12 protein-coding genes are annotated in these 10,043 nt (G+C 54.8%); 5 read left to right on the plus strand and 7 right to left on the minus strand.

What is annotated here, in order from left to right:
* Positions 1–18: 18 nt before the first annotated feature.
* The 3 genes from VH86_RS21160 to VH86_RS21170 are packed head-to-tail and all read right to left on the minus strand — an operon-like array spanning position 19 to position 2,630.
* Positions 19–804 carry an ABC transporter ATP-binding protein gene (locus tag VH86_RS21160; protein WP_045815848.1) on the minus strand — a complete coding sequence of 262 codons (786 nt, stop codon included), beginning with the start codon at positions 802–804 and terminating at the stop codon, positions 19–21.
* On the minus strand, positions 804–1,649 hold the full coding sequence (locus VH86_RS21165; RefSeq protein WP_045815867.1) for an ABC transporter permease: 846 nt from the start codon (positions 1,647–1,649) through the stop codon (positions 804–806). Before VH86_RS21165 ends, VH86_RS21160 begins: the two co-directional genes overlap by 1 nt.
* Positions 1,650–1,670: 21 nt before the next feature.
* Positions 1,671–2,630: an ABC transporter substrate-binding protein gene (locus tag VH86_RS21170; RefSeq protein ID WP_045834017.1), complete on the minus strand. Its 960-nt coding sequence runs from the start codon at positions 2,628–2,630 to the stop codon at positions 1,671–1,673.
* 229 nt (positions 2,631–2,859) lie between these two features.
* On the opposite strand from VH86_RS21170, the gene speG reads away from it, so the two are divergent.
* A complete protein-coding gene (gene speG, locus VH86_RS21175; protein ID WP_034825496.1) occupies positions 2,860–3,405 on the plus strand; it encodes a spermidine N1-acetyltransferase in 546 nt (181 codons plus the stop codon).
* Positions 3,406–3,499: 94 nt separating this feature from the next.
* Here speG and VH86_RS21180 read toward each other — a convergent pair whose 3' ends face one another.
* From VH86_RS21180 to VH86_RS21195, 4 genes are all read right to left on the minus strand, one after another.
* Positions 3,500–3,922, minus strand: coding sequence for a hypothetical protein (locus tag VH86_RS21180; protein WP_038645291.1), 423 nt, complete (start codon positions 3,920–3,922; stop codon positions 3,500–3,502).
* Positions 3,923–4,018: 96 nt separating this feature from the next.
* On the minus strand, positions 4,019–4,954 hold the full coding sequence (gene mmuM, locus VH86_RS21185; protein ID WP_045834018.1) for a homocysteine S-methyltransferase: 936 nt from the start codon (positions 4,952–4,954) through the stop codon (positions 4,019–4,021).
* On the minus strand, positions 4,944–6,353 hold the full coding sequence (mmuP, locus tag VH86_RS21190; protein WP_045834019.1) for an S-methylmethionine permease: 1,410 nt from the start codon (positions 6,351–6,353) through the stop codon (positions 4,944–4,946). Before mmuP ends, mmuM begins: the two co-directional genes overlap by 11 nt.
* A 134-nt stretch (positions 6,354–6,487) precedes the next feature.
* Positions 6,488–6,826 (minus strand): DUF2002 family protein, encoded by a 339-nt coding sequence (locus VH86_RS21195; RefSeq protein WP_038645285.1) that lies wholly within the window; start codon positions 6,824–6,826, stop codon positions 6,488–6,490.
* A 149-nt stretch (positions 6,827–6,975) separates the two neighbouring features.
* Between VH86_RS21195 and VH86_RS21200 the strand changes: the two genes are divergently transcribed.
* The 4 genes from VH86_RS21200 to nrdE form a co-directional block, all read left to right on the plus strand.
* Positions 6,976–7,293, plus strand: coding sequence for a DUF883 family protein (locus tag VH86_RS21200; RefSeq protein WP_034825483.1), 318 nt, complete (start codon positions 6,976–6,978; stop codon positions 7,291–7,293).
* Between the two features lie 332 nt (positions 7,294–7,625).
* Positions 7,626–7,868, plus strand: a complete 243-nt coding sequence (locus VH86_RS21205) for a redoxin NrdH (protein ID WP_038645282.1) — start codon at positions 7,626–7,628, stop codon at positions 7,866–7,868.
* A gap of 4 nt (positions 7,869–7,872) precedes the next feature.
* Entirely contained in the window at positions 7,873–8,277 is a 405-nt protein-coding gene (gene nrdI, locus VH86_RS21210; protein ID WP_045834020.1) for a class Ib ribonucleoside-diphosphate reductase assembly flavoprotein NrdI, read from the plus strand.
* A partial coding sequence (gene nrdE, locus VH86_RS21215) for a class 1b ribonucleoside-diphosphate reductase subunit alpha (protein ID WP_072050634.1) occupies positions 8,256–10,043 on the plus strand: 1,788 nt, incomplete at its 3' end. The genes nrdI and nrdE, both read left to right, overlap by 22 nt.

The raw sequence follows: 10,043 nt of genomic DNA on the forward strand, positions 1-10,043 counted from the left end.
TTCACCACTCTGAACTTTTTAATGCGCCATCGCCTGCATCGTTTCACTGCGAATCGACTCGGTCACTTCGGCCTTCAACGCCATAAATTCCGGTGAGGTTTTGATGGTGTAATCACGTCCTTGATTGAAATTCACCGCCACCTCCTGCTTGATGCGGCCCGGCCGGGCGCTGAAAATCGCTACCTTGTTGGCCATAAAAATCGCTTCATCAATGTCGTGCGTCACGAACAACACGGTCTTGCGCGACTGCTCCCACACTGACAGCAACAGCTCCTGCATCATCACGCGCGTCTGATTATCCAGCGCGCCAAAAGGCTCATCCATCAGCAGCACTTTGGGATCGTTGGCCAGTGCACGGGCAATCGCGGTGCGTTGCTGCATGCCGCCTGAGAGCTGGCGCGGATAGTGTTGAGCAAAACCACGTAATCCCACCTGTTGAATGTAATAATCGCTGCGCTCTTTCTGCTGGGCTGCACTGATGCCGCGCTCCTGCAAGCCAAAGCGAATGTTCTCTTCCACCGTAAGCCATGGGAACAGTGTGTAGCTCTGGAACACCATGCCACGATCGGCACCCGGTCCTTCCACGCTTTTACCGTCCAGCCAGATTTCTCCACGCGTGGGTGTATCCAGTCCGGCGATGATGCGCAGCAGCGTGGATTTCCCACAGCCAGAGGGGCCGAGAATGGTGATGAAATCATTCTCTTCCACCTGATAATGAATCGGCTGCAGTGCCTGAGTCTGCTCGCCTTTGGGGCCGGTAAAAATGCGCTCGACACCGCGCACGTTGAGTTTGCTGTGTTTCATTACAGAGTGCTCCATGCAAACAAGCGCCGGTTAAGCACTTTGAACAGATAATCAGAGATCAAGCCAATACAGCCGATAACGATGATGCCGAAAATGATCTGCCCGGTATTCAGTAACGCCTGGCTATCGACGATCATATGGCCGATGCCGCTTTCCGATCCGATCAGTTCGGCGACGATGACGTATGTCCACGCCCAGCCAAGCACCAGACGTAACAATTCGGCAATGCCCGGTGCCGCACCGGGGATCAGCACTCGACGCACGATCGAGCGGTTGCTGCATCCTAACGTGTAAGCCGCTTCCACCAAATCGCGACGGGCACCGCTCACCGTTACCGCCACCATCAATACGATCTGGAAGAAGGAGCCGATAAAGATCACCAGGATCTTCTGGGTTTCACCGATACCGGCCCACAGAATCAGCAACGGTACGAAAGCCGAAGCCGGTAAATACCGGCAAAAGGAGACGAAGGGTTCGAGAAAGGCTTCCCAGGTTTTGTAGGCGCCCATCATGATGCCCAGCGGCACACCTATTACGGCCGCCAGCAGGAAGCCCGACAGTACCCGCATCACCGTCATGCCAATATCCAGCGAGAAGTTGTACTCGGTGAACAACACCACGCCCTGCTGCAGCATGGTCAGCGGATCGGCGAGGAAAGTAGGCGACACCATGCCGCCCAGCGTGACCAACGTCCACACCGCGATAAACAGCACAAAGAACGCCACGCCGAGCGCAATACGTAACCGCAGCGAAATCGCTTTCAACGGCACCATTAACGGATTGTGCCAGCGCTGTGGCGCATCCGGCAGCGCGGCTGGCGGAGTGACGGGTTGGCTTTTACTCATCTCCATCTCCTTTCTCCTGCTTTACTGCACGAAGCTGGCGTCGTACAAACTCTTCACATCCGGCATTTTCTTGATCACGCCCGCACGTAACAGCAGTTTGCCTGCTTCATCACTGAAGGTTTCAATTTCGCCATTGAAGAATTTCTTGTTCTCTTCCGGCCCCTGCCAACGCAAATAACTGGCTGATTCCGCAAACTCCTTGCCCGTGGATTTCACCGCTGCACCCATGATCTCGTTAGACTTGTCCGGCTGCTGTTTGATCATCTCCAGCGCATCGTAATAGCTGGCCACCAGCGCTTTTGCGGCATCAGGGTGTGCTTTCAGGAAGGTAGGCGTGCAACCCAGCGTATCCATCACCATCGGGTAATCCAGCGTGGTGGCGAGGATCTTGCCGGCTTTAGGCTGATTGCGGATCACCGAGAGATAAGGTTCATAGGTCACCGCCGCATCGTTTTGACCCGCCGCAAAAGATTGGGCCGCCGCCTGAGGAGCCATGGTCGCCAGACGCACGTCTTTCATCGTCATGCCGTTTTTATCCAGCATCCAGGCGAGCAGGAAATACGGTGAGGTGCCGGGCGCATCCACCGCGATAGTTTTGCCTTTGAGATCTTTGATGCTGGTGATGTCACTGCGGGCGGCGAGGCCATCAGCACCATAAGATTTGTCCAGCTGAACGATCTGCTTGATCGGCACACCTGCAGCGTTCCAGGAGATGTAGGTTTCTACCGTAGTCGCTGCACACTGAATGGTGCCGGAAGCCACCGCCAGATGTCGGCTGCTCTGCGGAATCATCTTCACATCGACATCAAGGCCGTGCTTTTTAAAGATCCCGGCTTTATCAGCCAGCGTCAGTGGGGCAAATCCGGTCCAGCCGGAAATACCGATAGCGACTTTGGTGTCGGCTGCCTGTGCGGCTAAAGCACTGGCGCACAGGACTACGGCGGTTAATGCACGAACAACGTGTTTCACTGGCTTGCCCATCTTCCACTCCTGATAAAGGTGATGAAAAACAACGGTTGTATAGTCTTATCTATACAAGCCAAGCAATGGCTGTGCCAGATTGTGAAAACCCATTGTGATGGGGAAATGGGGTGGAGACCGCGCACTGAATCGGTGCAGAAATCCTCTGCTGGAGATCACACTGGTGCGAAAGCAACCTTTGGCGGATGGCGCTATACTCACGCCAGTTTTTCAACAGAAGGAACACCGTATGACGGTGAAATTGCGTCCGCTTGAGCGAGAAGATCTGCACTTTGTGCATCAGTTAGATAACAACGCCAGCGTGATGCGTTATTGGTTTGAGGAGCCGTACGAAGCCTTTGTGGAGCTGTCGGATCTCTATGACAAACACATTCACGATCAAACCGAGCGCCGCTTTGTTGTCGAACATGACGGGCAAAAAGCGGGATTGGTGGAGCTGGTCGAGATCAACCATGTGCATCGCCGGGCTGAGTTTCAGATCATTATCGATCCGGGACATCAGGGCAAAGGTTTAGCCAGCCAGGCAGCAAAGTTAGCGATGGATTACGGTTTTTCGGTGCTGAATCTCTACAAACTCTACCTGATCGTTGATCAGGAGAATGAGAAAGCGATTCACATCTACACCAAGCTGGGATTTGAAGTGGAAGGCGTGCTGAAGCACGAATTTTTCATCAATGGTGAATATCGCAATACCATTCGAATGTGCATTTTCCAGCAGCAGTATCTGGCACAGCATAAATCCGGTCATGCGATGGTGAAGCCGACAGCGCAGTAAGACTTGTGTGGTCTTTAACCCATGCGCATGGGGTTAAAGAGCCACTCGCCGGCTTAAGTGAGCGGCATGACGCCATTTCTGCCGCCCTCCGACCTTAACCGCCGCGTGCCCCCACCACGTTGAGACGTGGCTGAGGATGTTCGGGTTTCAGGTCGTACATGCCGCCATAGAACGGATCCACCAGCAGCCAACCGGGGAAGCCCAGTAACGGGATGTTGCCTAACAGATACCACAAGTTGGCACTGGCCTCGATCGGCAGCGTCACCGGTACATAGCCCGGACTCTCCAGCATCACCTGATAATGCTTCTTACCAAAGTAATTGCCGGTGGATTTTGCCAGCTCGACGGTTTGTGGCGTGTAGCCCTGCGCCACCGCGCGGCCCGTCTCATCCTGTACGGTGAAACGTGCACCTTGCGGGACAGAATCGATTTTTACCGGCTGCGTTTCCGTGCCGACAATGGTGGCACAGCCGCTCAGCAGCAATGCAGTGGCAGGAAGAAGATGTCGCAGGTTCATGGCAGGTCCGCAATAGAATCAGATAGGACAGTCTAAACTGCCCTATCCCGCTTTTCACTCGCCTCAATCGCGCTATCAGTGCTGCTTTTCTGGTCTTTATTGCGGTTGACAACAGGCGGCAATCGTCGCGATATCCTGTGGCGTGGTGCGGCAACAGCCACCAATCAGCCGCGCGCCCGCTTGCTGCCACTCAGGGAATTTATCATGCAGCTTGCAGCCCGACGGTGCCGAGTGCCAGGTTTTACTGCTGGCATCGTACTGTTCGCCTGAGTTGGGATAGACCAGCAGCGGCTTGGCACAAAGTGCCTGCAGGGCTTGCAGCGCCGGGGTCACGCTCTCCAGCGCCACACAGTTGATGCCCATCGCCACCACCTGCGGTGCGGTATTCACCAGGTCGGCGACCTGGCTCAGCGGCGTGCCATCGCTGATGTGTTGCGCATCACGCAGCGTGAAGGAGAACCATGCGCTGCTGTCCGGAAACTCTGCCAGCAAACTCACCAGCGCCTGCGCTTCAGCAAACGACGGCAAGGTTTCACACGCCAGCAAATCCACGCCCGCGTCGAACAGCGCCTTGACGCGTGGGCGATGGAAATCTTTCATCTCCGCTTCTGGCAGGGCGTAATCACCGCGATACTCAGCACCATTAGCAAGGTAAGCGCCATAAGGCCCAACGGAGCCGGCCACCAGCAAAGCGGCTTCACTGCCTGATGCCGCACGATAATCATCGCGCGCACGCTGTGCCAGCTTCACACTTTGCGTAATCAATTCCAGCGCCTGCGCCTCATCCAGTCCACGCGCCGCAAAGCCTTGCGGCGTGGCCTGATAGCTGGCGGTGATCGCCACATTGGCTCCAGCAGCAAAATAGTCGTAATGCACCTGATAAATCAGCTCAGGATTTTCCATCAGCACTTTGGCAGACCACAACGCATCGGCGAGATTGCAGCCGCGCGCCTCCAGTTCGGTGGCCAGCGCACCATCCAGAATCAGTGTGTCGTGTTGAGTTAACGCTTCTGCGACAGGATTACGCGACATCATTGGCCTCCCCGGCCTTTAGGTTACGTCGATGCGTGACATGGTATGCGGCATAGCAGAACAGCACAAACGGAATGCCACACCACAGCGCAATACGCTGCGACGGATCGAACGCCAGCCCCACACACGCCAGCAGGCACAGCAGGAAACCGAGAATCGGCGTTAAAGGATAGAGTGGCGCGCGATAGGCGAGTTGTTGCAGCGAACCACCTGCGGCCAGATGGCGACGACGGAACACATAGTGCGAGGCACAGATACTCAGCCACACCGCCACCACCGCAAAACCTGAAATGGCTGACAGCGCCACAAACACGGTATCCGGCGCGATCACACTGGAAAACAGCGCCAGCAAGCCACCGATCATACTGACGGTGATCGCCAGCACCGGAATCCCACGGCGGTTCACCTGTGCGAAACAGCGCGGCAACGTGTTCTCATTTGCCAGTGACCACAGCATGCGTCCCGACGCATACAAGCCGGAGTTAGCGGCGGAGAGGATCGCCGTGAGGATCACGAAATTGAAGATATCGGCCGCGTAGGGAATGCCGATCTTCTCAAACACCAGCACAAACGGACTTTTGACGATGCCCGCTTGATCCATCGGGATCAACGCAGCCAGTACGAATACCGTACCAATGAAGAAGATAATTAATCGTGCCACGGTGGTGCGGATCGCCAGCGGCAGGGCTTTTTGCGGTTGTTCGGTCTCCCCTGCGGCGATACCGATGAGTTCGGTACCTGAAAAGGCGAAGTTCACCGCCACCATGGTCATCAAAATGGGCAAGGTGCCGTGCGGCAGCCAACCTGAAGCGGTCAGGTTACTCAGGCCCGGTGCAGCACTGCCATCCTTCATCGGGATAAAGCCAAACATCGCGCCCGCGCCAAGAATGATAAAGGCAATGATGGTGACCACTTTGATGATGGAGAACCAGAACTCCCCTTCCGCGAAGAAACGCGAGGAGACGATATTCAGCAGATAGATGGCGATGCAGAACACCAGGCACCATAACCACACGGGCGTGGTGGGGAACCAATACTGCATGCAGAAACCAGCGGCTGTCAGGCTGGAGCCAAGCGCCACCGTCCACGTCAGCCAATAGAGCCATGCCACGGTGTAGCCGGTTGCCGGGCTGAGATAGCGCGCGGCGTAGACATGAAACGCGCCGGTTTCCGGCATCGCCACGGCCAATTCACCCAGGCACACCATCACCAGCCACACCACCAGCGCCCCGATCAGATACGCCAGCAGCGTGCCCGCTGCACCGGTGGTCGAGATGATATAGCCGGTGTTAAAGAAGAGTCCGGTGCCAATCACGCCGCCGAGCGACAGCATCACCAGATGCCGCACTTTCATGGTGCGCTTAAAGTTTTCCTGCGAAGAAGTATCCTGCGTTTGCATTATTTTTATCCGTATGGACGTCTGAACATCTATATGGACACAGGGTTATACGCGCCAGCGTGTCAATTTGCAACGTGGCAAAGGGTAGGGGTTTTAAATATCGGGGGGCGGCCCCGCGTCAACGGGGCACAACATCAGGCGCCAAATACGCCTTGCAGATAGCGCTCAAGCGCAATACGCGAGCTAAAACCGTGCGGAATACCGTAGTGTTCCTGGGATTCACCCATCAGATAAAGTGGGAACTGCGTGTAGTGATCGCAGGTTTTCATTTCTGAGGCGGGCTCGGCAAAGTGCTGACTTTTCTCTTTCAGCGTGGGGTGAATGATCAATGCGGTGCGGCCCATGCGCGCTTCGCGATTGACGTAGACATAGCTTTCACCACGACGATAACCGTAGATTTTCGGCGTCAGGGCGTCCATTTCGAACCCTGCCTTTTCCAGTACGCGCGCTACCTCATCCGGACGTAAATACATGCTTGCTCCTCTCTTCTCACAGCCCCGCAACCTTACAACAGCCCGACATACAGGACATTCGGAATTTCCCTAAAGCCTGGCATACGCCTGCGTTTAGTCACGTTTCGTCTACACTAAGTATTACTTGTTAAATCAAAGGGAGCGAAAAAATGTTTAATCGCGTAAGCAAAAACGATGACATTGATATTAATCAGGATGTGAATGAGCTGGCAGATTCGCTCGAAGCATTACTTAAATCTTACGGCAGCGAAGCCAAAGATGAAGTGGACAGCGCGCGCAGCAAAGCGCAGTCGCTGTTAAAACAGACTCGCGCAAAACTGAATAACGGTAACAGCCGTGTTTCTCAGGCAGCGCGTGACGCAAGCTATCAGGTTGATGCCTATGTGCATGATAAACCCTGGCATGGCGTCGGTGTGGGTGCCGCGGTTGGCTTAGTGCTAGGTGCACTGTTGATGTCACGCCGTTAACCGTCACTGGTGTTTAAAGAGAGCCTCGCGATTGCGGGGCTTTTTTATGCCTGTGGTGAATGAATACGCACAAAATTTGACCTAAATTTCACGCCCTGCGCCTTTACAAAAAAATTTTCGGGCCTGGAAGGCGCATGATTTCTGGTGTTAGCGATTATCCGAAGATTAAAATACAAAATCCCTATATCTGGTGGGCTTGACCGCCACGAACACTACATCTAGTATTCAACCCATCAACTCACTACCAGATGTCGTCAAGGACGAAGTTCGCTGCAAACAGGATTTTGCTTCGTATCTCGCATCCAGACCGCAATCAAAGGGAAATACGAATCATGCGCATTATTATTTACACTAAAAACAACTGTGTCCAGTGCAACGCGACAAAAAATGCCATGGACCGCAAAGGTATCGACTATCAGCTGATCAACCTCGATACCCAACCGGAAGCCATTGATAACCTCAAATCCCTCGGCTATCGCCAGGTGCCCGTTGTCATGACCCATGATGACCACTGGAGCGGCTTCCGCCCTGACAAAATCGCCAGCCTGCGCCAGCTCGCTGCAGTCGGGGGATAAGGCGATGTTCCCACTGGTCTACTTCTCGAGCCAGTCGGAAAACACGCACCGATTTATCACTCGTCTGGGACTGCCTGCTCGCCGCATTCCGCTGGATGGCAAGCAGTGCCTCAATATCGACCAGCCCTATATCTTAGTGGTGCCGAGCTACGGCGGCGGCAGCGCGCGAGGTGCGGTGCCCAGACAAGTGATTCAATTCCTTAATGATGACGCCAACCGACGCGGTATTCGCGGGGTGATTGCTGCCGGTAACCGCAACTTCGGTGAAGGCTACTGCCTGGCGGGCGACATTATTGCGCAGAAATGTCAGGTTCCTTATCTCTACCGCTTTGAGCTGATGGGAACCCCCGACGATATCGCTAATGTAAAAGCGGGAGTAACCCAATTTTGGCAACGACAGACACCCTGAACAGCACGCAGCTGGACTATCACGCGCTCAATGCGATGCTGAACCTGTATGACGCCGATGGCCGCATTCAGTTTGAAAAAGATCATGAGGCCACGCGCCAGTTCTTCCTGCAGCACGTAGAGCCGAATACCGTACAGTTCGCTTCGGCGGGCGATCGTCTGCGCTATCTGGTGGCGGAAGGCTACTATGAAGCCACGGTACTGAATCAGTACGACTTCAATTTCCTGTGCCAGTTGCACGATGAAGCCGATGCCTGGGGTTTCCGTTTTCACACCTTCCTGGGGGCGTGGAAGTTTTACACCAGCTACACGCTGAAAACCTTCGACGGTAAACGTTATCTCGAAACTTTCGAGCAGCGCGCCTGCATGGTGGCGCTGACGCTGGCACGCGGTAATGAATCGCTGTCACGTGAATTGCTGGCAGAAATGCTCAGTGGCCGCTTCCAGCCAGCCACCCCAACCTTCCTCAACTGCGGTAAACAGCAGCGTGGTGAATTGGTGTCCTGCTTCCTGCTGCGCATCGAAGACAACATGGAATCGATTGGCCGTGCGGTGAATTCGGCGCTGCAACTGTCCAAACGTGGCGGCGGCGTGGCATTCCTGCTCTCCAACCTGCGTGAATCCGGTGCGCCTATTAAACGTATCGAAAACCAGTCGTCTGGTGTGATTCCGGTGATGAAGATGCTGGAAGATGCGTTCTCTTATGCGAATCAGCTCGGCGCACGTCAGGGCGCGGGCGCAGTGTGGCTGAACGCGCACCATCCGGATATTTTCCGCTTCCTCGATACTAAGCGCGAAAACGCTGACGAGAAGATCCGTATCAAAACACTGTCACTGGGCGTGGTGATCCCGGATATTACCTTCCAGCTGGCGAAAGAGAATCGCGATATGGCGCTGTTCTCGCCGTACGACGTTGAGCGTATTTACGGCAAGGCATTTGGTGATATCAGCATTAGCGAATTGTATGAAGAGATGCTGGCGGACGATCGCATCCGCAAGACTTACATCAAGCCGCGTGATTTCTTCCAGACGCTGGCCGAAATCCAGTTTGAGTCAGGCTATCCGTACATCATGTACGAAGACAGCGTGAACCGTCATAACCCGATTGCTGGTCGCATCAACATGAGCAACCTGTGCTCGGAGATTTTGCAGGTGAACAGCGCCAGCGAATTCCATGACGATCTCAACTATCGTCGCGTGGGCAAAGATATCTCCTGCAACCTCGGTTCGCTGAACATTGCCCATGCCATGGATTCCCGCAATCTGGCACAAACCGTGGAAACGGCGGTACGCGCCTTAACAGCGGTTTCTGAGATGAGCGAAATCAACTCGGTGCCGTCGGTGGCGGAAGGCAATCGTCGTTCACACGCGGTGGGCCTGGGTCAGATGAACCTGCATGGTTACCTGGCGCGTGAAGGCATGGCTTATGGCTCGGAAGAGGCGCTGGATTTCACCAATCTTTACTTCTACTGCGTGACCTATCACGCGGTGCGCACCTCTAACCTGCTGGCACAAGAGCGTAAACAGCGCTTTGATGGTTTTGACCAGTCGCAATACGCCAACGGTCACTACTTCGATAAATATGTGGATCGCCCCTGGCAGCCGCGCACCGCGCGCGTGGCACAGATCTTCGCCGATGCAGGCATTGCACTGCCGACGCAGGCCGACTGGCAGGCATTGCGCGAATCAGTGATGCAGCATGGCCTGTACAACCAGAACTTACAGGCGGTTCCGCCTACCGGTTCAATTTCGTACATCAATCACGCC

This window comes from Pantoea sp. BL1 (assembly GCF_000963985.1).
GTDB classification, from domain to species: Bacteria; Pseudomonadota; Gammaproteobacteria; order Enterobacterales; family Enterobacteriaceae; genus Pantoea; species Pantoea rwandensis_B.